General features: G+C 33.3%; 17 protein-coding genes. 12 read left to right on the top strand and 5 right to left on the bottom strand.

All coding sequences use genetic code 11. The features are described 5' to 3' along the window. The 5 genes from AC3IF2_RS10400 to AC3IF2_RS10380 all read right to left on the bottom strand — a co-directional run bounded on the left by AC3IF2_RS10400 (position 1) and on the right by AC3IF2_RS10380 (position 4,890). On the bottom strand, positions 1 to 360 hold the full coding sequence (locus AC3IF2_RS10400; protein ID WP_489167075.1) for a DUF1304 domain-containing protein: 360 nt from the start codon (positions 358 to 360) through the stop codon (positions 1 to 3). Then, a complete protein-coding gene (locus AC3IF2_RS10395; protein WP_489167073.1) occupies positions 360 to 2,405 on the bottom strand; it encodes a thioredoxin domain-containing protein in 2,046 nt (681 codons plus the stop codon). Before AC3IF2_RS10395 ends, AC3IF2_RS10400 begins: the two co-directional genes overlap by 1 nt. Positions 2,406 to 2,561: 156 nt before the next feature. Next, positions 2,562 to 2,762 carry a dodecin family protein gene (locus tag AC3IF2_RS10390; RefSeq protein ID WP_489167071.1) on the bottom strand — a complete coding sequence of 67 codons (201 nt, stop codon included), beginning with the start codon at positions 2,760 to 2,762 and terminating at the stop codon, positions 2,562 to 2,564. Positions 2,763 to 2,812: 50 nt separating this feature from the next. Next, positions 2,813 to 3,709, bottom strand: a complete 897-nt coding sequence (locus AC3IF2_RS10385; RefSeq protein ID WP_489167069.1) for a NifU family protein — start codon at positions 3,707 to 3,709, stop codon at positions 2,813 to 2,815. A 68-nt stretch (positions 3,710 to 3,777) separates the two neighbouring features. Further along, complete coding sequence (locus AC3IF2_RS10380) at positions 3,778 to 4,890, bottom strand: vWA domain-containing protein (RefSeq protein WP_489167068.1); 1,113 nt, start codon at positions 4,888 to 4,890, stop codon at positions 3,778 to 3,780. A gap of 141 nt (positions 4,891 to 5,031) precedes the next feature. Here AC3IF2_RS10380 and AC3IF2_RS10375 point away from each other — a divergent pair, with 141 nt between their 5' ends. From AC3IF2_RS10375 to AC3IF2_RS10320, 12 genes are all read left to right on the top strand, one after another. Further along, entirely contained in the window at positions 5,032 to 7,317 is a 2,286-nt protein-coding gene (locus AC3IF2_RS10375) for a histidine kinase (RefSeq protein WP_489167066.1), read from the top strand. Further along, complete coding sequence (locus tag AC3IF2_RS10370) at positions 7,317 to 8,051, top strand: LytR/AlgR family response regulator transcription factor (protein ID WP_489167064.1); 735 nt, start codon at positions 7,317 to 7,319, stop codon at positions 8,049 to 8,051. Before AC3IF2_RS10375 ends, AC3IF2_RS10370 begins: the two co-directional genes overlap by 1 nt. Continuing rightward, positions 8,052 to 8,561 (top strand): gamma carbonic anhydrase family protein, encoded by a 510-nt coding sequence (locus AC3IF2_RS10365; protein WP_489167062.1) that lies wholly within the window; start codon positions 8,052 to 8,054, stop codon positions 8,559 to 8,561. A gap of 3 nt (positions 8,562 to 8,564) precedes the next feature. Further along, complete coding sequence (locus tag AC3IF2_RS10360) at positions 8,565 to 9,626, top strand: esterase-like activity of phytase family protein (protein ID WP_489167060.1); 1,062 nt, start codon at positions 8,565 to 8,567, stop codon at positions 9,624 to 9,626. A 59-nt stretch (positions 9,627 to 9,685) separates the two neighbouring features. Next, the gene (locus AC3IF2_RS10355) at positions 9,686 to 11,530 is read left to right on the top strand and encodes a sigma 54-interacting transcriptional regulator (RefSeq protein ID WP_489167058.1); all 1,845 of its coding nucleotides are present in this window, start codon (positions 9,686 to 9,688) and stop codon (positions 11,528 to 11,530) included. Between the two features lie 230 nt (positions 11,531 to 11,760). Further along, complete coding sequence (locus AC3IF2_RS10350; RefSeq protein WP_489167056.1) at positions 11,761 to 12,093, top strand: hypothetical protein; 333 nt, start codon at positions 11,761 to 11,763, stop codon at positions 12,091 to 12,093. Positions 12,094 to 12,149: 56 nt separating this feature from the next. After that, positions 12,150 to 15,296, top strand: coding sequence for a VPS10 domain-containing protein (locus AC3IF2_RS10345; RefSeq protein WP_489167054.1), 3,147 nt, complete (start codon positions 12,150 to 12,152; stop codon positions 15,294 to 15,296). Positions 15,297 to 15,299: 3 nt separating this feature from the next. Further along, the gene (locus AC3IF2_RS10340) at positions 15,300 to 16,049 is read left to right on the top strand and encodes a DUF6090 family protein (RefSeq protein WP_489167052.1); all 750 of its coding nucleotides are present in this window, start codon (positions 15,300 to 15,302) and stop codon (positions 16,047 to 16,049) included. Positions 16,050 to 16,273: 224 nt separating this feature from the next. Further along, positions 16,274 to 16,825, top strand: a complete 552-nt coding sequence (locus AC3IF2_RS10335; protein WP_489167050.1) for an OsmC family protein — start codon at positions 16,274 to 16,276, stop codon at positions 16,823 to 16,825. A 70-nt stretch (positions 16,826 to 16,895) separates the two neighbouring features. Continuing rightward, the gene (locus tag AC3IF2_RS10330; protein WP_489167049.1) at positions 16,896 to 20,180 is read left to right on the top strand and encodes a thiamine pyrophosphate-dependent enzyme; all 3,285 of its coding nucleotides are present in this window, start codon (positions 16,896 to 16,898) and stop codon (positions 20,178 to 20,180) included. A gap of 38 nt (positions 20,181 to 20,218) precedes the next feature. After that, positions 20,219 to 22,771, top strand: coding sequence for a M14 family metallopeptidase (locus tag AC3IF2_RS10325; protein WP_489167048.1), 2,553 nt, complete (start codon positions 20,219 to 20,221; stop codon positions 22,769 to 22,771). A gap of 79 nt (positions 22,772 to 22,850) precedes the next feature. Beyond that, the gene (locus AC3IF2_RS10320; protein ID WP_489167046.1) at positions 22,851 to 26,087 is read left to right on the top strand and encodes a WD40/YVTN/BNR-like repeat-containing protein; all 3,237 of its coding nucleotides are present in this window, start codon (positions 22,851 to 22,853) and stop codon (positions 26,085 to 26,087) included. The last annotated feature ends 35 nt before the right edge of the window (positions 26,088 to 26,122 follow it).

Here is a 26,122-nt window from a genome sequence, read left to right as displayed (position 1 = left end):
TTATTTGATTAATATAATAATAAGTGCAATAATAGCAGGAATTGATTGAATAAACAATATCCTTGTTTTTTTTGTGGAATAAGCCCCATAAATACCAGCTATGGTCACACATATTAGAAAGAAAATTGCTATTTGATCACTATAATTTTTATCGAATAAAGACCAAATTAATCCTGCTGATAAAAAGCCGTTATATAGCCCTTGATTTGCTGCTAATGTTTTAGATTGCTCAGCTAGTTCTTTTGTAAGACCAAAGGCTTTCATACCCTTAGGTTTTGTCCAATAAAACATTTCTAAAATCATAAAATAGAAATGTAATAATGCTACAAGTGCTATTAAAATTCTTGTTAATAATTCCATTATAAGTTAATTTTAAGCTGCTGTAAAGCCTTTTTAGTTTCTGTTACAGGGAGTTTACAAGCACCATCTATACAAACATAAATCGTTGTTTGATCTTCGTTATATTTATTTTCAAGTAAAGGTAGATTGCTTTCTTTTGTACTACCAACAATTAATTTATTAGGGATATATTCTTTATCTAATTCCTTTAATACTGATAAGGCATTTTTTCCAGAAATAGCAACTTCATAGAAATCTCCTAAATAGTTTAAATATAGATTTAACCAATTTGATGAACCAGCTCCATAACGAATAGCTTTATCTTTTATGTTGTGTAACATTTGTTTAGCTGTATCACTATATTTTTTATTGTAATAATAATGACCTAACAAAAACAAATTATTTGCCATGATGGAATTTGAAGACGGTATTACATTGTCATCTGTATCTATTTTTCGAGCAATTAAAGCTTCATCTTCATTAGAGGTAAAGTAGAACATACCACTTTTATCATCATAAAAATGATCAAAGCTATAATCAGTTAGTTGTTTTGCAGTTTGCAACCATTGTTTATCTAAAGTTACCTGATATAACTGTAAAAAAGCATCTATTAAAGTTGAATAATCTTCTAAATAGGCATTAATGGAACTTTTTCCATTTTTATAATTTCTATAAAGGCCACCATCTTCTCTAAGCTGATTTTTAATAAGAAAATTGGCATTTTTTAAGGCTTTATCTAAAAAATGATCATCATTAAACACTCGATAAGCATCTACATAGCCTTTTAACATCAAGGCATTCCAAGAGGTTAATATTTTGTCATCTAATCTTGGTCGACTACGTTTTTCACGTTCTTTTAAGAGAATATTTTTCCAATTTTTAACTTTTTCCGATAACTCTTCTGATGATAAATTATGTTTTTTAGCAATATCTGCATCGTTCAAAGTTCTATGTAGATTGTAATTTTCATGTTCCCACTTCCATTCTGATGTAATATTGTAATAATCCTTAAAAATTTCAAAGTCATCTTTAATTAATTCCTTTAACTCTTCCTCGCTCCAAACATAATAGACACCCTCTTCTAACTCATCTTTTTCATTGTTGCTATCGGCATCGAGAGATGAATAAAATCCATTAGATTTATCTAATAACTCTCTTTCAATAAATGTGGTGGTTTCGTATACAATTGTTTTGTATTGAGGATTTTTAGTTGCTAAAAAAGCATTAGAATATAAGCTAACCATTTGACCATTATCGTACAGCATTTTCTCGAAATGAGGGATATGCCATTTAGAATCTACTGAATAGCGGGCAAAACCACCACCAACTTGATCATAGATACCACCCATTGCCATTTTAGATAATGAATTGTTAACATAAGAATCAATTTCTTTAGTATCGGTTTGTTTGGCGTATCTTAATAAAAATTCTAAATTGCTAGGTATGGGAAACTTAGGAGAGCCAACACTCCCGCCTAGGTCAAAATCCATATATTTTTTCCACTTTTCTACAATGGTGTCTAGTTCGATTTTTGTAAAACTAGTTTCAGAAGTGTTTAATTTTATAAGATCAGATTGCTGAACGCCAGCGGTTAATTTACTGGCATATTCCTCCATTTTTTCTGGAGTTTCATTATATACCTTTGTGATCTGATTTAATGCATCTACCCAATTTTCCTTTGGAAAATAAGTGCCACCCCAAACAGGTCTGCCATCAGGTAATGCTATGCAGTTTAGTGGCCAACCGCCTCGGCCAGTCATGAGTTGGACAGCACTCATATAAATTTGATCAATATCAGGACGCTCTTCTCTATCAATTTTTATATTGATAAAATTCTGATTCATAATCTTGGCTACAGCAGTATCTTCGAAACTTTCGTGTTCCATAACATGACACCAATGGCACGCAGCATATCCTATTGAAATTAAGATTAATTTATTTTCTTTTTTGGCTTTGTCTAAAGCTTCTTCTCCCCAAGGATACCAATCTACTGGATTATGAGCATGTTGTAATAGATAAGGACTAGATTCATTAATCAATGAATTGGTATATAAATGATCTGGCATTTCTTTTCTGTTTTGGGTGTTACAACTGTAGATTAAAAAAGAGAAAATCATCAGTAATAAAATCCTATTCAGCATGGTCATTACTTTTTTTCAAATATAGGTATAAAAAAAGGCGTTTTGAAATTTCAAAACGCCTCAATACTTTCTAAATTTTAATTACTTCACTTCAAAAGTGATCTTTACATTAACTCTAAACTCAGTAATATCATCACCACTTACAACTGCACTTTGAGATTGAACAAAAACTGACTTAATATGTTTAACACTACTTGAAGCGTGTTTTACTGCTTTGCGTGTAGCATCTTCCCAACTTTTATCAGAATTTGCCATCACTTCAATAACTTTCATTACTGCCATAACTATTTAGTTTTAAGATTAAAAAATTTGTTTAGTTAAAAATACAAAATTTAACCATTTATGGCAATTACTTCTTCAACTTTATTAGGTAATAATTGTTTAAGGGTAGCTTCAATGCCATTTTTTAAAGTAACCGTAGAAGAAGGGCAACCACTACAAGCTCCTTGCAATACAACATTCACCGTTTTACTTTCTGTATTATATGATTGAAACATAATATTTCCACCATCTGATGTTACGGCTGGTTTAATATATTCGTCTAGAATTGCTACAATTTCTTGTGAGATATCGTCTAGATTTTCTACATCAGTAGGTTCAAATTCTGGTTGATTAACTTTTTTTGGAACATAATTTTCAGTAATAATAGGTTTGCTTTCGCGGGTGTAGTTTTTTAAAAAATCACGAAGTTCATTGGTGATTTCAAACCATTCAACAGAATCGTTCTTGGTAATCGAAATATAATTTTCAGAAATAAATACCTGGCTTACAAAAGGAAAATTAAATAACTCCTTAGCAATTGGCACTTCTACAGCATCTTCTAAACTTAAAATTTCTATATTTTGAGAAGTTAGTAACCTATTTGTTACAAATTTCATTGCCGTAGGATTTGGTGTGCTTTCGGCATAAACTTCTACAATCTTCGGTTTACTTTCAGAATCTCCAAATAAACTTTCATGCTTGTTTAAGTAGTTTTCAATAACTACCTTTAACTCTTCTTGTACATCTGGCCATTCAACTATATTGTAGCGTTCTATTGCAATAAAATTAGCTGTAGCAAATACTTTTTTTACAAAAGGTAGGTGAAACAATTGCTGAACTAGTGTTGAATTTTTAGCCTCGTCTACATTGTTATACTCAAAACTACCATCAGTTAAGATTGAATTAGCAACAAATTTTACGATAGCTTCATTAGATGTGTTTTCTATAGTAATTGTGGTCTTCTGCATTACTCAAAATAATTTGTGCAAAGGTAGTGAAGATTAAAACAAAAAAGCTCGCTACTGCGAGCTTTAACTTACCAAACATAATTCTTTTTTTTAGCTTGCTTTTTAATAGCCTCTATCATGGCTTTATCTAAACTTTTTGTATTTGTCTCTTTTTGCTTTTGAGCTACATACTTATTGCGTTTAGTATTTAAATCATTAATCTTTTTTTGAATTTCTTTTCTCTCTATTCTTTGCTTCGCTACATAGTCTTTTATTTCAGTCTTTGACTTTCCTTGTAGATGTTTAGGTAATGTTTTCTTATTAAGTTTATCATAATTAAAACCTTTTTCTTTTTCAGCATCTACCAAATCCCATGATGAATTTTTATAAACTCTAGAACTTTTACTTACAGCACGTTTTACAACAACAACTTCATCTAAAGTTTCTGCATTAGCGTCTTGTTCTGATTGTAATTGCATTTTACTTATACCTTTATTGCCATAATAAATATATGTATCATTCAACTTTTTGTTAAGAATAATAATCTCTTGATCATAAGGTGAAGCAACATGAACAATTCTCTCATTATGATCAATAACCATATAGTCACCATTGGTCAATCTAGCACCATCTTGCCATTTACCATAAATACCATTTTGATAGTCACCACAAAAGATGGTGTTTACTATTACGTCTTGTTCATTGGCTTGTGCAGCTGCATCTTTGTAATTGATTTTTCCTTGAGTAAAAGGTTCATTACCAGCGATAAAAATTAACTTTAGATCATTCTTATTTTTGCCCCAATCTAATTGTTTTAAAGAGGTTTGAATTACCTCACCACAAAACTCATTACCGCCATTAGTTCTGAGTGCAAATAGTTTTTCTGAAATTTCATCTAGGTCAGAACTAAATCCTATGACCTGACGAATGTATCCTTCGCGTGATGATAAATTGTCATTACCGTATTCATACAATGCAATTTGCAAATTAGGGTCTTCATGCTCACATTTGGCATAAGAGAGTTCATTGACGATTTCCCAAAGTTGTGTTTTTGCTTGGTTGATCAATCCATCCATAGAATTACTGGTGTCTAATAATAGTGCCACTTTTATGGTATTCTTTTTTAGATTGTCATTGGCGGCAAAAATAAAAGCCGAAGTGAAGGTTAGTAGAAAGACGAGTATTGTGCTAAATTTTTTCATGATGCTTTTGTTTAATTTTTGATAAAAGTATGAGGAACTTTTTTCAATAAAAATTCAAAATGAGTGAAGTGGACATTTAATTGAGTAAATGAGAAAATTGAGTGAGTAAGGCAAGAAATATTAAACTAAAATTTACATTTTTTGAGTAAAGTTGATTTTAAGGTGTCGTTTAAAGTATGTAGTTTTACCTCATTCGAAGTATTGATGAAAAAAAGAGTTTACATATTATTACTACTAATTTTTTCTGTTGTTTTTATATCTAATGCTCAAGTAGATAATAAAGCTAGAGAAAACGGATATTATACTGATAGAATTACAGATGTAAACGGCAGACCACTTTCTGGTGTTACAGTAAGAGTTCGTGGCAAAGGAGGTTCTACTACAACAGATTCTAATGGTGAATTTACTATTAAAGCTCAGTTAGGAGATTTAATTATATTAAGTAAGAATGGTAGAACGATTGATTCTTATAGATATGATGGAAGTTTAAATTATGAAGTGAAGGATGAATCTGATGCCTTGGGAGTTCCTGAGTTTGAAAGTAGGTCAAAACCCCTAAAGAAATCAAAAATTAATCTCAGTAAAAGAGACAATAATAATAATTTTAAAATTCAATTAGATTCTGCTTTATTTTATTCAAATATCAATCCAACAAAAAGTATAGATTATGTTGGTGAAGCTTTGAATTTTGCAGGGAATAATAAACAGCAATTATCACAATCGTACAATGTTTTGGGTGATCTGTATATGAACCTTAAGCAATATGATTTGGCTGCTAGTAATTATAAAGTAGCTAACGATAATTTGGCAACAATTAGTATTCAACTAAAATTAGCTAAAGCTTATTTTCTTACTGGTCAGTTTAATAAAAGTCAAAACCTATATAGCAATCTTTTAAAAGAACGGCCTATTAATACCTCTCAAAAAGTAGATGTCTACGAAGGTTTAGGTGATGTATTTTTTAACCAAAAAGAATATAACAATGCGCTATCTGAATTCAGAACTGCGTTAAATTTAAATGAGAGGATTTCAAATATTTCTAAAAGGACACGATTAAATTCTAAAATTGCGTTAGCGTTAGATGCTTTGGGTAGGCAAGGAGAGGCAGAAGGTTATTTAAATCGCTCTATCGAATCAGCAAAAGCAGAAAGTCCCCAAAAGGCAATTGTTCAAAATCAAAAAGCAGCAGAGTTTTATAGTAAAAATAATAGTCTAAATAAAGAAGCCCAGCTCAGAAAAGAAACTTTAGAAACTTTAGAAAATGAAGCTTTAGAAGAAGTGGTAGTAGCAGACGAAAAGAAGATTACTAAATCACGTGCTAAGCTAGATTTGGGGAATGTTTATTTAAAGCAGAATAAAGTGAATGAGGCAATTCCGTTGTTAGAAGAAAGTATTGCAGATGCTGAAAAAGATGAAGATTTAGAAACACAAAAAGATGCTGTTCAGAAATTATCTGAAGCATATGTCTCTTTGGGTAATGATGATAAAGCATTAATCAATTATAAAAAATATGTTTCGTTAGTTGATCTACTGTACCAACAAAAGGAAGCCGAGATTGCTACAGCTGTAAATTTAAATAGAGATCTTTCTGAAAAACAAAACAGGATTACCAGTTTAGAAAAAGACCGAGCACTTTCTGAAAGTAAAATTCAACTATATCAAACAGAAAATCAATTGACTATTGAAAATGATAGAAGGCAGAAAACGATCATTTATGCTTTAGTTGTTGGTTTAGCGCTGCTGCTATTATCATTGTTTTGGATGATTCGTAGTAATAGACAGCGAAAATTAGCAAACAATTTATTGGCTCTAAAGTCACTACGCACTCAAATGAATCCTCATTTTATTTTTAATGCCTTGAATTCGGTGAATAGTTTTATTGCACAAAATGATGAACGTACAGCCAATCGGTATTTAACCGAATTTTCTACATTAATGCGTAGTGTGCTGGTAAATTCTGAGGAAGATTTTATTCCATTAGAAAAAGAAATTGAGTTGTTGTCATTATATCTAAAATTAGAACATTCTCGATTTCAAGATAAATTTGATTACGAGCTGATAGTTGATAAAGAAATTGAGCAAGAACAATTTCAAATTCCACCAATGTTACTACAGCCATATGTTGAAAATGCTGTTTGGCACGGATTGCGCTATAAAGAAGAAAAAGGATTTTTAAAAGTTGAACTTTCTAAAAAAGATGAAGGAACTATTATTATTGAAATTTCTGATGATGGTATTGGCAGAAAAAAATCGAAAGAATTAAAAACAGAGCATCAAAAAAAGCAGCAATCTAAAGGAATGCAAAACATCAAACAGCGAATAGCTATTTTAAACGAAATGTATAAAGATAAAGTTGATGTGTTTATTGAAGATTTATACGACGACGAAACTGGCACCAAAGTAATTTTGACCCTTAAAAAAGATTAATGAATTTAAAAGTCCTCATAGTAGAAGACGAACAGACCAGCAGAGATATTCTTAAGAATTATCTTGGTAAATATTGCCCAACGGTAGAGGTTGTAGGTGAAGCAAAGAATATTGACGAGGCGTTGGTTTTAATTCGAAACAACGACCTCGATCTTATTTTTTTAGATGTAGAAATGCCTTATGGTTCGGGGTTTGATTTGCTGGATAAGCTTGGTAAAACAGATTTTGAAGTAGTATTTGTAACTGCTTATAATCAATATGCTATAGAAGCATTAAACAAACATGCGTCCTATTATTTATTGAAGCCCATTTCTATTGATGATTTAATAAAAGCTGTAGATTATGTTACTGAATTAAAACAAAAGGAGAACGAATTACAGAATTCGATTTTGACTCCTAAAACGAATTCTACAGATCAGAAAATCACAATTCCTACGCAAGATGGTTTTAAAGTGTTAGAAATGAAAGACATTATTTATTGCAAAGCAGATGATAATTATACTGAAATCTATCTTGAAAATGGACAAAAAAAACTGGTGAGTAAAACACTCAAATATTTTGAAGATATCTTAAAAGAAAATGGTTTTGCTCGTATACATAAATCATATTTAGTTAATGTGTCTTATATTGCTTCCTACAAAAAAGGAAAGGGTGGAACAGTTTCTTTAAGTAACGGAAAAGAATTAAGTGTGTCTGCTTCTAAAAAGGCGGAGTTTTTATCATATTTTAAGTAGATGATTGTAAAAGAATTAAACGGAAAAGAACCTCAGTTTGGTAACGATTGTTTTATTGCAGAAAATGCTGTTATAGTTGGCGATGTAGAAATGGGCAATCAATGTAGTATTTGGTACAGCGCTGTAATTCGTGGTGATGTGCACTATATAAAAATGGGCAATAAGGTAAATGTGCAAGATAACGCTACAGTGCATTGTACTTATGAGAAAAGCCCAACAAATATTGGTAATAATGTGTCAATAGGTCATAATGCCATTGTTCATGGTTGTACCATTCATGATAATGTGTTGATCGGTATGGGTGCTATTGTGATGGATGACTGTGTGGTGGAAAGTAATGCTATTGTTGCAGCTGGAGCAGTTGTGACGAAAGGAACTCGAGTAGAATCAGGAACAATTTATGCAGGTATGCCTGCCAAAAAGATAAAAGACGTTTCGCCAGAAATGATTTCTGGAGAAATCGATAGAATCGCAAATAATTATGTAAAATATTCTAGCTGGTATAAATAATTTATGCGAAATCTTTCCTTTTTATTATTCATAATTCTTATTGTTTCCTGTAAAAAGCATAATGATTCGATTGAACTCAAATTTTTAGATGAATTTGTTTTACCTGATAATTTGTATGTTGACAATACTCTAGTAGGAGGAATTTCTGGAATAGATTATCAAAACAACACTTATTACATAGCGTGTGACGATTCTAAAAACCCTAGATTTTATAAGGCGAAAATTCAAATTAATTCAGGTAAAATTTCTGATATTATTTTTAAGGATATTGTAAGAGTTAAGGATACAATACAACATAATGATCTTGAAGCAATCCTTAATGAAGAGGATAAAGTGTTATTAGTTAGCGAAGGATTAATTAATGAAAGTAGAGATCCATCATTTTTTTCAGTAAACCAACGAGGAGAAATTTTAGACAATTTTAAATTGCCAGAATATTTTGAAGCAAATAGCTCTCAAAAACCGAGAAATAATGGTGTCTTTGAAGGTTTAACCAGAAGTTTTGATAAAAAGGGATATTGGATTATTACAGAATTACCCTTGGAAGCTGATGGTATTGCACCAACTCCTGAAAAAGCAGATTCCCCGGTTCGTATGACCTATTTTAATAAAGCATCTAAAAAGCCTAAAAAGCAATTTGTATATCAACTGGATAAGATTGCCAAAGCACCATTAGGTGATTTTGCAGTAAATGGCGTTACTGATTTACTAGCTTATGCGCCCAATAAATTTTTAGTCATAGAACGTAGCTTTTCATCAGGTCATGGAACTAATGGTAACGATATTAAGGTTTATGACATCAATATTTCTAATGCTACAAACACTCTTGATGTTTTAAGTTTGAAAAATGTAGAATATACATCTGTAACTAAAGAACTACTTTTCGATTTCAATTCAGTCAGAAGTGAATTAACAAATAACATGATTGATAATGTTGAGGGTATCTGTTTTGGTCCAAAACTTTCAAATGGAAATCAATCCATCATCTTTGTTATAGATAATGACTTTAATAAACAAGGTAATCGTTTAAATCAGATTATTTTGATGGAAATGTTAACGAATTAACGATTTTTCGTGACTTTTCTAATTAATGGTATCTTTAGCAAAGATTTATTGACTTCAGAATGTCTAAACAAGAATCAGACAATATTGTAAAGTTCTTATCTCAGGTTCCTTTTTTCATCCATGTCTCAAAGGATTCTTTAGAGTATCTTGTTGGAGGTGTAAAGCAATTACAGTTTAGAAAGAACGAAAAGATTTTCAGTAAGAACGATGAAGGAGATTCAATGTATGTAATTGTAGATGGATCTATTAAAGTGCACGAAGATGGCTACATTTTTAGTAAAATGTATAAAGGCGATTGTTTTGGTGAGTATGCCTTAATAGATAGTCAAAAGCGCTCCGCTTCTATTTCAACTTTAGAACCAACTACGGTACTTCGTATTGAACGCGATTATTTTCAAAATTTATTGTTTTCTGATGAAGGTTTTACGCAAGGAATCTTATCGGTACTTATAGATCGCCATAGAGATATAGATGCTGTTCAAGAGCGCTTGTACAACGCAAATAGAGATCTTGAAGTAGCAGGCACTAAAATGAGTGGGTTGATTAATGGCGCTATGGACGCTATTATAATGTTTGATAGTAAGTTTAGAATCCTTTTAACAAACCCTTCGGCAAGCAGCCTTTTAGAAAATGAAGATGTATTGCAACGTAATGTCTTATTCTTTTTTGATGAAACAAGTGCGCAGCTCATAGAGGACATTATTAAAGATGAAAACAATGAACAGAATATCAATACACATTTACCTAAAGTTGTAAAAGTTATAGGGTCAAATGAAACAGAAACTTTAAATGAAGGTACGCTTAGTAAATATGGTACTGAAGAAGAGACATTTTATACGCTTATCTTACGGAATATTGAAGAACGTATATTGGCAGAAAACACTATTAATTTACTAACCAACCAAACAGAATACCTCGAAGAAGAGATTAAAGAACTTACTAGTAACTATGGTATTATAGCCGAAGATTTAGGGATGAAAAATGTACTGAACCTAGTTGAGCAAGTGGCCAAAACTGACGCAACTGTTTTAATTACTGGCGAAACAGGTACAGGTAAAGAATTGGTGGCAAGAGGTATACATGAGACGAGCCATAGAAGTGATAAACCACTTATCAGAATTAACTGTGGAGCTATACCTGCTAATTTAATAGAAAGTGAATTGTTTGGGCATAAAAAAGGAGCTTTTACAGGAGCGACTTCAGATAGAAAAGGGCGCTTTTTATTAGCAAATAAAGGCACGATTTTTTTAGATGAGATAGGTGAGATGCCAATAGATTTACAACCGAAACTATTACGTGTAATTCAAGAAGGAGAATTTGATCCTGTGGGTAGTTCAGAAACAATAAAAGTAGATGTGCGCATTATAGCAGCAACGCACAGAGATTTATTAAAGCATGCGCAAGAGAATAAGTTTAGAGAAGATTTATATTACCGATTGAATGTATTCCCTATTAGTGTGCCTCCCTTACGTACCAGAGGAAACGATATTATTTTGATCGCCCAAGAAATGATACGTCATTTCTCTAAAAAATTAAATAAACCAATTGCTGAGTTATCTAAAAATGATAAAAGTGTACTCTTAAATTATAACTGGCCTGGCAATGTTAGAGAATTGCAAAACTTGATAGAAAGAGCAGTGATTGTTGCGCAAAACGGAAGCATTAATTGGCAGGCAATTATACCGAATGCTTCTAATGGAGACGAAATTAACTTAGAAACGGTTCAACAAAAAATATTGACTTCAAAAGAGTTGGTTACTCTAGAAAAGGAAAATATCCTTAAGGCATTAAAGCAAACTCGCTGGAAAATTTCTGGCAAAGGTGGTGCCGCAGAATTACTTGATATGCGCCCTACAACATTGGCTTCAAAAATTAAGGTATTGGGCATTGAACGCCCAATATAGCTCATAGTCAATTCGAGTGTTTTGCTGCTCAAAATGTATTGAGAATTGCTTAACAACAACAAATCTTAATTTTTTGTAACTTTAAAAAGTAATTATAACGGTATTAACTGTTTATAGTAACCTAACTAAACCATGTGTAAATCCTTTCATCCAATTAGGCGAAGATCCTTTCCTAAAAATGAATAGCCTAAATACAATCAAAATTACTTTCTTAATAAAACCTAACTAATATGAAATCGAATAATAATTGGACAAAAACAGAACTGCAAACTTATATAATGCTCATGTGTGCTAATGCTGATGGTGAAGAAACTAAGCAAGAAATAAGAATGGTTAAATCTAAAACCGATGAAGATACTTTTAAAAAGATCTATGAAGAGTTTTCTAATGATACCGAAGATGAGCGTTTCCAGAAAATAGATGAAGCCATACATCAGCATGAATATTCTGCTAAAGAATTAAGCGAATTTAGAAGAGATATTTATAAGATATTCTTTTCAGATTGTTCTTTTGGGGTTATGGAGCAAAACCTTGACCGTATTTTAGATAATATCCTTTATTAAATTAAAGATTATAAATTCTTCCATTGACTCGTCAATTACTAATCAAAACTAACCTTATGAAAACGCTAAAACTATTATTTATTTGCATGCTTATATTACCAACCTGCTTGCATTCTCAAAAAAGAAAAAAGAAAGCTTCGGAACCTACAATTAAACTCGTAGATTCTTTATTTCATGGATTAAAATGGCGTAATATAGGCCCATTTAGAGGTGGTAGAAGTGTTGCTTGTACTGGTGTGATAGGGGAGTCTCACACATATTATATGGGTTCTACTGGTGGTGGAGTTTGGAAAACTACTGACGATGGTTTGTCATGGAAAAACATATCTGATAAATTTTTTAAAACAGGTTCAGTAGGTGCAATTTCAGTATCTGAAAGCGACCCTAATATTGTAGTTGTTGGTATGGGCGAACATGCTGCTCGTGGTGTTATGACTTCTATGGGAGATGGTGTGTACAAATCTATGGATGCCGGAAAAACATGGAGTCATTTGGGATTGGGTAAAACACGTCACATTTCTGATGTTATTATACATCCTACAAATCCAGATGTTATTTATGTAACAGCACAGGGTGCCCAATATGCACCGTCTAAAGAACGAGGAATCTATAAAACTACCAATGGAGGAAAGACTTGGGAGAATATTTTATCAGTAAATAACACAACTGGAGCTTCTTCCTTGTCTATGGATATGACGAATCCTCGTATTTTATATGCATCAATGTGGCAGCATCGTCGTTATCCTTGGATTATGGAATCAGGAGGTGAAAACTCAGGATTGTACAAATCTACTGATGGTGGAGATAGTTGGGTAAAAATGAAAAAAGGATTGCCAGAAGCTTTTGGTAAATCTGGCATATCTGTATCTAGAGCAAATCCAGAACGTGTTTTTGCTGTAATTGAAGCAGAAGATGAAAAAGGAGGAGTTTATCGCTCAGATGATGCTGGTAAAACTTGGAAACAAGTAAATAAAAATCGTGTTAACATTGCGCGTTCTTGGTATTATATGGAGATTTTTGCCGATCCTCAAAACGAAAATGTGGTGTATGTATTAAATGCTCCTGTAATGAAATCAATTGATGGGGGAAAAAGTTTTTTTAATATTCCTGTTCCTCATGGGGATAATCATCATTTATGGATCAATCCAAATGACAATACGAATCTTATTAATTCTAATGATGGTGGTGCTAACATTTCCTTTAATGGAGGTAAAAGTTGGAGTACGCAAAAGAATCAACCAACATCTCAATTCTATCGTGTTATAACAGATAAATTGGTTCCATATAATGTGTATGGTGGTCAACAGGATAATTCTGCAATTGGTATTGCTAGCAGAACAAATGATGGTGGTATTGGTTGGAAAGATTGGTATTCAGTTGCTGGTGGAGAAAGTGCTTTTATTGCTTTCGACCCAGAAAATCCAGAAACAGTTTATGGAGGAACTTATCAAGGGAATATTAGTAAATGGACAAAAACATCTAGAGAACAAAAATCAATTAAAGAGTACCCAGAACTAGGATTAAGCATTGCGCCAAAAGATTCAAAATATCGTTATAATTGGAACGCACCTATTATAACATCACCACATAATAGAACTACAATTTATCATGCAGGGAATGTTGTTTTTAAAACTACCGATGGCGGAATAAGTTGGTCTACTATAAGTCCAGATCTTACGAAAAATGAAATCGATAAACATGGCCCAGGTGGAGGTCCATATACAAATGAAGCAGCTGGTGGAGAAAATTACAATACACTCACCTCTTTAGTAGAATCACAACATGAAGAGGGTGTTTTGTATGCTGGCAGTGACGATGGCTTACTTCATATTACAAAAAATGGAGGTGAAAGTTGGGAGAATATAACACCAAAAGGAATTAAAGATGGTATTATTAATAGTATTGATATCTCAGAGCAAGATCCAGCGACAGCTTATGTAGTTGTAATGCGTTATAAATCTTTAGATTTAAGTTCTTATGTTTTTAAAACGACCGACTATGGGCAAACTTGGAAAAAAATTGTAAACGGTTTAGATGATCCGAACGGTTTTGTAAGAGTTGTAAGAGCAGATAAAAAACGAAAAGGATTGCTGTATGCTGGTACAGAAACTGGTTTATATGTTTCTAATGATGATGGTGCTCATTGGCAAAACGTAAAATTAAATTTACCAGTAGTTGCTATTAATGATTTAATAATTCAAGATAATGATTTGGTGGCCGCAACATCGGGTCGTGGATTCTGGATTTTAGATGATTTAGGGGTGCTTCAAAATATGAGTACAGATACTAAGTCAGTTCAATTATTTAAGCCTAAAAACACCTATCGAATTTTTGGTGGTACGTCTAAAGCTATAGGTCAAGGTCAAAACCCTAAAAGTGGTGTTACTTTCGATTATTATTTAAGCAAAGATGTAGATACATTAGATTTAAAGTTAGAAATTTTACAGGACTCAAAAGTTGTTAGAATCTATACAAATAAAAAACCTAAAGATTTTAAAACGTGGCCAGGTGGCCCGTCTAAACCCGAAATTTTACCCTCGAAAAAAGGATACAATCGTTTTACTTGGAATTTTAATCGCGGTGCCTTACCATCTATAAATAAAGTTCTTGTTTTTGGTGGCCTTTCTGGCTCTAGTGTGGCACCAGGAAACTATATATTAAGAATGACATTAGAAGGAGAATCTGTTGAAACGGATGTGACTATTCTTCCAAACCCTAGGGTTAATTCAACTCCTCAAGATTTTGTAGAACAACAAAAAATGTTGGTTACCGTTGAAAATACAATTAGAGATATGCATGAGTCTGTAAACCAAATGAGATCTGCTAAAACTCAACTAAAAAAATATGCAAAGCTTTTAAAGGATAATGAGAATGCTAAAACGCTAATTGAAAAAGGAGAGACTTTAACAAAACGAATTAACAGTTGGGAAGAAAATTTAATTCAAGCCAAGCAAAAAACATTTCAAGATGTAATTAATTTTAATAACAAACTCAATGCGCAATTGATTCAGCTAAAAAGTTATATAGATCAAGCAGACCCTAAAGTTACTAAAGGAGCTAAAGAGCGTTTGGATGATTTAATGAAAGATTGGCAAGTATATAAAACTGAACGTGATGCTATTATAGATACTGAAATGGATGCCTATAATGCTTTGTATAAATCATTAAATATCCCTGCGCTTATAATTAAAAGTAAAGAATAATTTATGATTAAATTCTTCCGCCGTATTCGCCAAAAACTACTAGCTGAAAATCGTTTCAGTAAGTACCTAATTTATGCAATTGGCGAAATTATTTTGGTTGTTATTGGAATTTTAATTGCGCTTCAGATTAATAATTGGAATCAGCAACGAAATGATATCAAAAAAGAACATCATTTTCTTTTAGAAATTAGAGAAAATCTTAATGAAGATCTTCTAAATGCACAAAATGTTCTTAAATATAATAGTACCAAACTACTGGCGATAGATTCTGCTTTCTATTATATGTCTTTGATGAATAATAACCCACATTTTGGGAAAGAATTTTCTCAATTACTACCCATTACTACTAATCATACAATGTTTACTCCAACTAGTGTTGCATTTAACAATATTACTTCATCAGGTAATATTGATATTCTTAGATCGGACAATTTGAGAAAGCAAATTTCTAAGTATTATTCTGATACTATGTTAGGTGGTATTCAAAATCAACTGGTTATTTCTACCCAAAATTTTCTCAAAGAAGTAGCGCCTAAAATGGTCAATAAAGAAATGATGCATTATATAACTAATCAAGATTTTGATGTTATAGCTGTAGACATGGTTACGGTTCATAAAGACCCAGAAGTGTTGGCTGGTCTATTTATTATGTTTAACAAAACCAAAGAACATAATAGGCGTATAGAACAAATGATGACTACTACAAACAAGCTAATAGAATCTATTAATAACTACCTGAATGATGTTAAGTAATTTGGGTTGGGCTAGATCAACTGTAATCTTTTGCAAACCCTATCCAGATTTATCGAAATTTCGTAAATAAATAACGAAAAATCGTTAATAAACGAATTTTCCACAACTTGTTGTTTGATAAAATAAAATGTAATAATCTGTAAATCATTATTTTAAATAATTTGGCACGCCAATAGCATTAAACAAGTCAAATAAAAATTGTTTAATCACAAAAATTTAAAAAAATGACAACTACAGAAAACATTAAAAACGGAGTAAACGTAGATCAATTAGTAGAAACTATTCAACACATTCAAGCTGAGCCTTCTTTGGCAAAGTTCGAATTTAGAGCTAAGAACAATTGGATTACTGGTGGACATTGTGTAACTAGTGCTAAGAGTTTCTATGGTGCAGGTCAAGAAGACACAACTCGTCAAGAAACATTTACAATGGAGTGTGATCACCCAAATGTATTATTAGGTGAAGACAAAGCTGCAACACCTGCAGAAGTAGTATTACACGCTTTAGGTTCTTGTTTAACAGGTGCTATGGTATATCATGCCTCTGCAAACGGAATCGATATTGAAGGTGCTGAATCTACTTTAGAAGGTGGATGTGATTTACACGGTTTCCTAGGCTTAGATGCAGAGGTGCGTAAAGGATTCGAAGGTATTAAATTTAAATTAAAAGTAAAATCTGATGCATCAGTAGAGCAGTTAGAAAATTTAGCTAAGTTCTCTCCTGTATTCGATATGCTTACCAATCCTACTCCAGTTTCAATCGAAATTGTAAAGTAATTTTCTAAAGAGAATTGACTGCTCGTTCTCCCTTTTTCGGGTAGTCTTTTTTCTTTTTTCAACACCACCAATGAAAACTAACAACAAACATATTACCACAGGTTATCAAGCAGTTACTGAGATTGCGTATAAAACCAATGAGGTTTTCCCTATTTATCCATGTACACCAACTTCAGAAATGTCTGCCCTAACGGAAGAGTGGAGTGCAAAAGAGCAACAAAACATTTTCGGTTCTGTGCCTACAACTTTCGAAATGCAAAGTGAGGCAGGTGTTGCTGGAACAATGCACGGAGCTTTACAAACAGGTGCTTTATCTAGCACATTTACAGCTTCTCAAGGATTGTTATTAATGATACCCAACATGTATAAAATTGCTGGTCAGCTGTTGCCAAATGTTATCAATGTAGCAACCAGATCTATAGCTACACATGCATTATCGGTATATGGAGATCATAGTGATATTATGGCTGCACGCCAAACAGGTTATGCCTTTTTAGGTAGCGCCTCTGTACAAGAATCTCAAGATTTTGCTTTAATTGCGCAAGCGGCCACCTTAAAATCTAGAATCCCGTTTGTTCATTTTATGGACGGATTCAGAACTTCTCATGAAACAAATACTATTCAGTCAATTTCTGATGAGATTATAAAAAAAATGATCGATGAGGATTTTGTACAACAACATAAGGATAGAGCATTAAATCCAGATAATCCCGTTTTACGAGGAACATCGCAAGGAGCAGATGTATTCTTTCAAAGCAGAGAAGCTCAAAATATATTTTACAATGCTTGTCCGACAATCGTTCAGAATACAATGGATAAGTTCCATACTTTAACTGGAAGACACTATAATTTGTTTGATTATGTAGGTCATCCAGAAGCTGAACAAGTAATAATCTCTATGGCTTCTTCATGTGAAACTATAGAAGAAACCATCAATCAATTAAATCAACAAGGACAAAAATTAGGGCTTATAAAAATTCGATTATTTAGACCATTTAGTAAAAAACACTTACTAGAAGTTTTGCCAAAATCAGTTAGGTCAATAGCTGTTTTAGATAGAACTAAAGAACCAGGTTCGACAGGTGAACCTTTGTATTTAGACATCGTTCAGTCTTTAACCGAAGCTTTTCAAAATAGAGAAATAGAAAATCTACCTAGAATAATTGGCGGTCGGTATGGATTATCATCAAAAGAATTTTCACCAACTATGGTGAATGCTATTTATAATAACCTTAAAGGAGATCAGCCAAAAAATAATTTTACAGTTGGAATAACAGACGATGTAACAAGTTTAAGTTTGAAGCTTAAAGAAGATGTTCAACTTTTAGATCATACATATCAAGCTGTTTTTTACCAAAATAAATCAAAAAACAATACAGAAAACTACGAAAACATCCTGCAAATGGCAGGTGAAAAAAACTATGTGCAAGGTTATGTAGAATGCGATTATAAAAAATCAAACTCTAGAAATATAGCACATTTAAGAATTGATGCTAAATCAATTAAAGCATCATATAAAATAGAACAAGCCGACTTTGTGTCTTGCCAGCATACATACTTCATCACTAATGATAATGCGATAGCAACACTAAAACCTAACGGAACACTTCTGGTTAATTCTCAATTGACTTCAAAAGCATTCTGGCAGACACTTTCGGCCAAAAAACAAGAAGAAATTATAGTTAAGAACATTCAAGTCTTTGTAATAGATAATGAATGGTTAAAAGAAGAATATACAGTTAATGGTTATAAGTTGAATAGCTTATACGCGGCTTTTTTAAGTCTTAAAAAAGACCTAATTTATACTGATGAAATAGCCGATTTAAGAGATAGCATTTACAAGGTAGATACATCAATTGCAAAAAAAGAGTTAGCAGAAAACAACAAAGAGTTTTCAAATACCTTATTGGTAAAATTGCTTAGAAATAAAGGAAATGAAGTGTTGGTTAGTGAACTTCCGGTAGACGGAACCTATCCTACAGATACTTCAAAATACAATCATGTTGTAGCTACTACTAAATTACCAGTTTGGAGCCCAGATTCTTGTACACAATGTGGAGCATGTTCTATGGCTTGTCCACAAAGTACCATTAGAATGAAAGTGTATAAAGATTCTTATGTAGAAACAGCTCCAGAAAGCTTTAAATCAACTAAATCAATAGAAGCAGATTTCGATTTGTTGAACTTTACATTACAGGTAAATCCAGATCAATGTACAGGTTGTAACAATTGCGTGGATGCTTGTCCTGTAAAAGGAGCATTGCAAATGGTTGAAAACAAAGAATTAGTAGATATAGAAAAAGAAAACTGGAATTATTTTGAAGTTATTCCAGAGCTAGACAGCGGAAAAATAAATACAGAAAAGGTGAGTCAGCAGCAGCTGAAAGAACCTTTATTCAACTATTCAATTGGTGTTGAAGGTTGTGGGGAAGCGCCGTACCTTAAATTATTGTCGCAATTAATTGGAAGTAGGTTATTGGTTGCAAATGCAACTGGCGCTAGTTCAATTTTTGGTGGCGCTTTGCCTACAACACCTTGGTCTAAAAATAAAGAGGGTAAAGGTCCGGCTTGGGCAAATTCACTCTTTGAAGATAATGCCGAGTTTGGCTTGGGCTTTAGATTGGCTTTAGATCATCAACAGCAAAAAGATAAATCTGTATGGATTGTTGGCGGTGATGGTTGGGCATATGATATTGGCTATGGTGGATTAGATCATGTGTTGGCATCAGGCAAGAATATAAATATACTAGTGATGGATAATGAAGTATATGATAATACCGGAGGGCAAATGTCTAAAGCTACACCTTATGGAGCACAAGCTAAATTTTCCTTTAACGGAAAGCAAAAGCAAAAAAAGGATCTAGGTTTATTAGCCATGAACTATGAAAATGTATATGTGGCTTCAGTTGCTATTGGAGCAAATCAAGAGCAAACATTAAAAGCCTTTAATGAAGCCGAAAGTTATGATGGCCCTTCAATCATTATTGCGTATTGTCATAGCGCTTCACATGGTATTGATATGAAGAGTCCTAGTAAATATCATAAAGCTGCAGTAGATTCTGGTCAGTGGTTGCTATACAGAAATGATCCGAGAAGATTAGAGAAGGGATTGAATTCATTACAATTGGATTCTAAAGTTCCATCTATTAAAATTGAGAAATATTTAAAACTAGAAAATCGCTTTTCTAAGATATTTCAACAAGACGATGTGTCCTTAAGAATAATAATAAGAAATATTCAAGAACAGGTTGATAAAAGATTTAATAAGTATCTGCAATTGTCTACAAGTGCAGAAATAAATCAAAATAAATTAATTCAAAACAAAAGAATTAAAGATTCTGTAACACATCATTAGTTTTTGTAATTTAGTTAGCTCAACTAATTCAAATTACAATGAAAAGTACCTTTTCGCTTTTATTAATTTTATTTTTCAATCTTTCTGTTTTTTCACAAGATTATTTTTATGGTAATCAAGGCCCTTTTGATGATCAAATTCCTAGCCCTGAAGAATTTTTAGATTATCCAATTGGCGAATATCATACAAGACATGACCTAGTAGTACAATACTTTAGAAAACTCGCAGAAATTTCAGACAAAGCTACCTTGACCAGTTATGGTAAGACACACGAAAATAGAGAATTGGTAATTCTTATTATTTCTAATGCAGATAATATAAAGAACCTTGAAACTTTAAGACAACAGCATTTAGCACTAGTTGACCCTAACAAGCCAATGCCAGATATTAGCAGTATGCCTGTGTTTATCAATTTGGCGTATAATGTTCATGGTAATGAACCTTCAAGTACTGAGGCAGCAATGCTAACAGCTTATGCACTAATTGCTTCTAAAAATGAAAAAATTAAAGAATATTTGAATAATGCTGTAATTTTTATTGACCCTACTATAAACCCAGACGGTAGAGACCGCCATACGCATTGGGCAAATTCTCGTAGAGGGAACCCTTTAGTGTCTGACAAGTATGATATGGAGCATAATGAACCAAATCCTAGTGGGCGAACAAACCATTATTGGTTCGATCTAAACAGAGATTGGTTATTAGCCGTGCATCCAGAAAGTCAAGGAAAGTTGAATTGGTATCACCAATGGTATCCTAATGTTGTTACTGATTTTCATGAAATGGGAACAAATAACACCTATTTTTTCGAACCGATGAAACCAAATGCATCCAAAGATCCTATAATGCCCAAAGAGAATTATACAACATTAAATGATTTGTTTGCAGAGCAATTTTCAAAAGATTTAGATGCTATAGGTTCGCTATATTTTACTAAAGAAAGGTTTGATGGCACGTATCCAGGTTATGGTTCTTCATATCCTGATCTACAAGGCGCATTAGCATTACTTTTTGAACAAGCTAGTTCGCGCGGACATTTGCAGGAAACAGAAACGGGTAATATCTCTTTTAAATTTACTATCAGAAATCAGTATACTTCTAGTTTTGCGACTATTAAAGCTGCAATAAAAAATAAAGATTATTTACATAAGTATAAGCGCGAGTTTTTTAATTCTGCTTTATCGAGAGCAGTAAAAAATCCTGTAAAAGGCTATGTTTTCGGCGATGAATACGATCGTAATAGGACAAAAAGGTTTGTTGATTTTCTATTAAAGCATAAGATTGATGTTTATAATTTGGATAATTCAGTAAGACTGAATAATAGATCTTTTAAAAATGGAAGCTCTTTTTTAGTGCCAACTAAGCAAAAGCAATATAGAATGGTTCAAACAATGTTTGAAACTTACGAAAAATATAGAGATAGTGTATACTATGATGCTTCAGCTTGGTCAGTGGCAAATTTTTATAATATGCCACATGCTGAGACTAAAAAAATCATCAAAAAAGGAGAACGAATAACTTCAGCAAAAGACATCTTTAAACTAAACGACTTTAATAAATCTAATTATGCATATATAATTTCGTGGGATGATTATAATGCTCCAGCATTTTTAAACAAGCTTCAGCGTGAGAGCGTAAAAGTAAAAGTAGCATATAAACCTTTTAAAATTAATGGAACTCAGTTTGACAGAGGAGCGTTATTAGTAGCTGTGAATGATCAAGAAATAGATGCAGATAAATTATTTAAATTTTTAAAATCTACTTCAAATGAATTGATGGTTGATGTGCATTCTTTAAATAGTGGATATAGTGAACAAGGAGTTGATTTGGGAAGCCCTAATTTTAGAACTATTATAAAACCTAAACCATTAATGTTAGTTGGTCAAGGAATTTCATCTTACGAAATGGGTGAAGTATGGCATTTATTAGATACTAAATTAAATATGCCTTTAACTAAAGCGCCATTAAGAATTTTTAATAGTATTAATTTAAATAAATACAATACATTAATATTAGTTTCTGGCACTTACAATCAATTGGATAGTTTAAAACGCAAGAAAATTAAAGGTTGGGTTTCACAAGGCAATACACTTATTACAACCAGACAAGCAAGCGAATGGGCGGTAAAGAAGAAAATAGTAAAAGAGAAATTGTTTAAGAAACCTAAAGATTCTAATAGGGTTGTTAAAAGACTACCTTTTATTGATGCTAGTGAGCATATAGGTAGAGAACGTTTAGGTGGAGTTATTGTTAATGTCGATTTAGATATTACTAACCCTATTGGGTTTGGTTATAAAAATAATGAACTGCCAATTTATAAAAACTCTACGGTGTGGCTAATGCCGAGTAAAAACCCATATGCCACCGTTGCAAAATACACGAAAGATCCACATGTTGATGGGTACATAAGTAAAAAAAATCTTGAAAAAATGAAGAAGTCAGCTTCTATAGTTGTAAGTCCCGTAGGAAAAGGACGTGCAATTTTATTTGCTGATAATCCTAACTTTAGAGGTTCTTGGTTTGGAACCAATAAACTATTTTTTAATGCATTATTTTTTGGCTCTCAAATAATTATACCTAAAATAGATTAAATAATAACTAGTACAATTTTACTAAATTGCTTAATAATTAACTAAATTTCTTTCGAAAAGCTCAACTAATTCAAATACAATGAAAAATCTATCTAAAATGTTAATACTATTCATATTTGTGTATGGTATAACATTTCCTCTCCACGCACAACAAATTAACGAAAAAACCTTCTCAGGTTTAAAACTTAGAAATCTTGGTCCTGCATTTACTTCTGGCCGGATAGCAGATATTGCAATTCATCCTAAAAATGAGAATATATGGTATGTTGCTGTAGGTTCCGGAGGTGTCTGGAAAACTACAAATTCAGGAACAACATGGAACCCCATTTTTGATAATGAATCGACCTATTCAATAGGTTGTATTGCCATTGACCCAAGTAACAATCATACTATATGGGTAGGCACAGGCGAAAATGTTGGAGGTCGTCATGTTGCTTATGGTGATGGTATTTTCGTGAGCCATGATGATGGCAAAACCTGGAAGAATATGGGTCTGAAAAATTCAGAGCACCTTTCTAATGTTATTGTACATCCAGAAGATTCTAATACTATTTGGGTGACCTCGCAAGGCCCACTTTGGAGTAAAGGAGGTGAGAGAGGTGTTTATAAATCTAAAGATGGTGGACAAACCTGGAAACGAACATTGGGTGATGCCGAATGGGTCGGCGCAACTGACCTTGTTATTGACTCAAATAACCCAGATGTATTATACGCTGCAACTTGGCAGCGCCAACGTACAGTTGCAGCCTATTTGGGTGGAGGACCGGGCTCTGGTATTCATAAAAGTACTGATGGAGGCGAAACATGGACGAAACTTACGAATGGAATTCCTAAATCTAACCTTGGTAAAATTGGATTGGCAATTTCTCCTTTTAACTCTGAGGTAATTTATGCTGCTATAGAATTAGATCGAAAAAAAGGGGGCATATTTATGTCTGATAATGGAGGTACATCTTGGGTAAAGCAATCAGACGCAGTTTCAGGTGGTACAGGCCCACATTACTATCAAGAACTTTATGCATCACCACACCATGAAGGAAAACTATTCTTAATGAATAATCGAGTGATCATCTCAGACGATCATGGTAAAACATATCGACAGATGAACGAACGCAATAAGCATGTTGATAGTCATGCGATGGCATTTAAAGCTTCCGACCCGAATTATGTGTTATTTGGTACAGATGGTGGGCTTTATGAAAGTTTTGATTTAACGAAAAGTTGGAAGTATGTTAGAAATTTGCCTATTACTCAATATTATAAGGTTGCTGTAGATGATACAGCTCCGTTTTATAATATCTATGGTGGAACGCAAGATAATGGTTCTCATGGAGGTCCATCTCGTACTACAAGTTCAGATGGTATAGCCAATGCAGATTGGTGGAAAACCCTCGGAGCCGATGGTCATCAAAGTGCAACAGAACCCGGTAACCCTAACATTAGTTATGGTGAATTTCAGCAAGGGGTTTTATGGCGAATCGATAATACGACCAGAGAAACGGTGTATATACAGCCTCAGGGTAAAGAAGATGATCCTGCTGAGCGCTTCAATTGGGATGCGCCAATTCTTGTGAGCCCACATAGCCCCACCAGAATCTATGTGGCTTCTCAACGTGTATGGCGTTCTAATAATAGGGGTGATGACTGGACTCCAATATCTAAAGACCTAACCCTAAACCAAGACCGTATCACTTTACCAATGTATGGCAAACAGCAGAGCTGGGATAATTCATGGGATGTAGGTGCGATGTCGAATTATAATACGATTACATCTCTTGCAGAATCACCAAAACAAGAAGGTTTATTGTATGCAGGTACAGATGATGGTATTATACAAGTTAGCGAAAATGGAGGAGAGTCTTGGCGTAAGATTTCTTTAGGTAATATTCGAGGCTTACCGCCAATCCCTTTTGTAAATGATGTTCGTGCAGACTTGTTTGATGCTAATACTGTATATGCGGCACTAGATAATCATAAATATGGCGATTATAAACCATATTTGATCAAGAGTACAGATAAAGGTAGAACCTGGTCGCTAATGAATGGCAACCTTCCAGCACGTTTATTGACGTGGCGTCTGGTACAAGACCATGTTGATAAGAATTTAATTTTCCTGGCGGCCGAAGATGGAATCTACTTCACCAAAAATAGCGGGACAAATTGGATCAAATTAAAAGGTGGCGTTCCAACAATTTCTTTTAGGGATATTACGATTCAGCGTAGAGAAAATGATCTGGTAGCGGCATCTTTTGGTAGGGGGTTCTTTGTATTCGATGATATTTCTCCAATTCGTGAGTTTAATTCATCAATGAATTCGTCAGAGGCAACACTGTTCTCAATTAAACCGGTTTATTGGTATAAAGAATCAAATAGGGTAGGTAGTCAGGGTGATGCAGAGTATATTGCTAAAAACCCTCCTTTTGGAGCGGTATTTACCTATTATATGCCTGAAAAATTGAAGTCTTTGAAAGACGTTCGAAAAGAACGTGAAAAGAAAGGAAGCACCAACTTTCCGGGTTGGGAAGCTCTTGAAGCAGAAAAGAACCAACAAGGCCCAGAACTTCTAGTACTGATTAGAGATGCAAATGGTAATTTGGTAAACACTGTTAAAGGAACAAATAAAAAAGGATTTAATCGTGTTAATTGGAAGCTTGATCATACGAGTAAACGCGGCGAACGATTAGACCCACCACCACCACAACCGAATTTCTTTGGTGGAGGAGGAGTTATGGCTACTCCGGGAGATTATACGGCCACTCTTGTAAAACGTATTGATGGAAAAACCACAACGTTACAGGGCCCTAAATCGTTTAAAGTAGTTCCGATGTACGAGGGTGCGTTACCTAGAAAGTCATTTGATGAAATCAATAGTTTCAGAAATGAAGTGGTGAAATTTCAGCAAGACCTGAGAGCAACCAATCTTACTTTGGCGAAGAATTTAAAGCAAGTGAATGCCATGCAACGAGCGGCCGATAAAGCAACAAAATCAACTCCATCTCTAATTGCCAGAATTAATGATGCCAGAGTTACGCTTTTGCGAATTGATAAAGCTCTTAATGGAAATAAAGTGAAGGGAGAAATCGGTGAACGCTCGGCAAGAACACCGAATAATGCCGGTTTCATAGGTATGGTAGCTCTATCAAATACATATGGGCCTACCGGAAATCACAGAGCCGCTCTTTCTACGGCCAAATCATTGTTAACAAAAATCAAATCACAATTAGGCCCACTTAACACGACCGAGCTTCCTGCGATCGAAAATGACCTGAAAACAGCAGGTGCACCTTATATAGAAGGACAAGGACTTATAGATTAAAATAAAATAATTTATAGCGGTAATCAATTAAGGTT

The organism is Maritimimonas rapanae (assembly GCF_057837205.1).
Note: the sequence above shows the minus strand (reverse complement) of the source record. Positions and strands in the feature narration are given on the sequence as shown.

Bases quoted from the DNA above. Each gene is read 5' to 3' on its own strand.
- AC3IF2_RS10400 (WP_489167075.1), bottom strand. From the start codon at position 360: ATGGAATTATTAACAAGAATTTTAATAGCACTTGTAGCATTATTACAT.
- AC3IF2_RS10395 (WP_489167073.1), bottom strand. From the start codon at position 2,405: ATGCCAGATCATTTATATACCAATTCATTGATTAATGAATCTAGTCCT.
- AC3IF2_RS10390 (WP_489167071.1), bottom strand. From the start codon at position 2,762: ATGGCAGTAATGAAAGTTATTGAAGTGATGGCAAATTCTGATAAAAGT.
- AC3IF2_RS10385 (WP_489167069.1), bottom strand. From the start codon at position 3,709: ATGCAGAAGACCACAATTACTATAGAAAACACATCTAATGAAGCTATC.
- AC3IF2_RS10380 (WP_489167068.1), bottom strand. From the start codon at position 4,890: ATGAAAAAATTTAGCACAATACTCGTCTTTCTACTAACCTTCACTTCG.
- AC3IF2_RS10370 (WP_489167064.1), top strand. From the start codon at position 7,317: ATGAATTTAAAAGTCCTCATAGTAGAAGACGAACAGACCAGCAGAGAT.
- AC3IF2_RS10365 (WP_489167062.1), top strand. From the start codon at position 8,052: ATGATTGTAAAAGAATTAAACGGAAAAGAACCTCAGTTTGGTAACGAT.
- AC3IF2_RS10360 (WP_489167060.1), top strand. From the start codon at position 8,565: ATGCGAAATCTTTCCTTTTTATTATTCATAATTCTTATTGTTTCCTGT.
- AC3IF2_RS10355 (WP_489167058.1), top strand. From the start codon at position 9,686: ATGTCTAAACAAGAATCAGACAATATTGTAAAGTTCTTATCTCAGGTT.
- AC3IF2_RS10350 (WP_489167056.1), top strand. From the start codon at position 11,761: ATGAAATCGAATAATAATTGGACAAAAACAGAACTGCAAACTTATATA.
- AC3IF2_RS10345 (WP_489167054.1), top strand. From the start codon at position 12,150: ATGAAAACGCTAAAACTATTATTTATTTGCATGCTTATATTACCAACC.
- AC3IF2_RS10340 (WP_489167052.1), top strand. From the start codon at position 15,300: ATGATTAAATTCTTCCGCCGTATTCGCCAAAAACTACTAGCTGAAAAT.
- AC3IF2_RS10335 (WP_489167050.1), top strand. From the start codon at position 16,274: ATGACAACTACAGAAAACATTAAAAACGGAGTAAACGTAGATCAATTA.
- AC3IF2_RS10330 (WP_489167049.1), top strand. From the start codon at position 16,896: ATGAAAACTAACAACAAACATATTACCACAGGTTATCAAGCAGTTACT.
- AC3IF2_RS10325 (WP_489167048.1), top strand. From the start codon at position 20,219: ATGAAAAGTACCTTTTCGCTTTTATTAATTTTATTTTTCAATCTTTCT.
- AC3IF2_RS10320 (WP_489167046.1), top strand. From the start codon at position 22,851: ATGAAAAATCTATCTAAAATGTTAATACTATTCATATTTGTGTATGGT.